1 protein-coding gene is annotated in these 856 nt (G+C 54.7%); it reads left to right on the top strand.

All coding sequences use genetic code 11. The annotated features are described in order from the left end of the window. Window positions 1-856: IS256 family transposase (locus ACT3RU_RS17970; protein WP_483392987.1), on the top strand; the 856-nt coding region annotated here is incomplete at both ends.

Genomic DNA, 856 nt, shown 5'->3' with positions numbered 1-856 from the left:
GCTTTGAGCTGACCACACCGCGCGATCGCAATGGCACCTTTGAACCGCAAATCGTCAAGAAGCACCAGACTCAGTTAACCGACGAACTGGAACGCAAAGTCATTGCGCTATACGCTCTGGGCAATAGCTATCAGGACATTCGCACGCATATTGCCGACCTGTATGGCATCTCGCTTTCCAACGGCACCCTCAATGCCGTCACCGATAAGCTGATACCGGAGCTTCAGGCCTGGCGCGAGCGTGACCTGGAGGCCATCTATCCCATTGTCTGGCTTGATGCGATCCACTACAAGATCCGGGAACATGGCCGCTATACCAGCAAGGCCGTCTATACCATTCTGGGGCTGAACATCGAGGGCAAGAAGGAACTCCTGGGCCTGTATCTCTCCGATCAGGAAGGCGCTCACCACTGGCTAAGTGTGCTCACCGACCTCTATAACCGTGGTGTCCAGGACATTCTCATTGCCTGTGTTGACGGCCTGAAAGGCTTCCCTGAAGCGATTGCAAGCCTCTATCCCAACACCGAGATCCAACACTGCATCATCCACCAGATACGAAACTCGCTGAAGTACGTCGCCTCGAAAAATCAAAAGGCCTTCATGGCCGACTTGAAGGCGGTCTACAAGGCGGCTACGCTCAATGCCGCCGAGCTGGCATTGGACGAGTTGGAAGCTAAATGGGGCGACAAATACCCGCTTGTCATCGCTTCCTGGCGCAATAAGTGGCCCACGCTCTCGGCCTACTTCAAGTACCCCGACTATGTGCGTAAAGCTGTCTACACGACTAACGCCGTTGAAGCCGTGCACCGGCAGTTCCGAAAACTCACCAAGACCAAGGGTGGGTTTGCCAACGAAAA

It is taken from the genome of Halomonas sp. TP35 (assembly GCF_052375975.1).
Lineage (GTDB): Bacteria > Pseudomonadota > Gammaproteobacteria > Pseudomonadales > Halomonadaceae > Vreelandella > Vreelandella citrativorans.
Note: the sequence above shows the minus strand (reverse complement) of the source record. Positions and strands in the feature narration are given on the sequence as shown.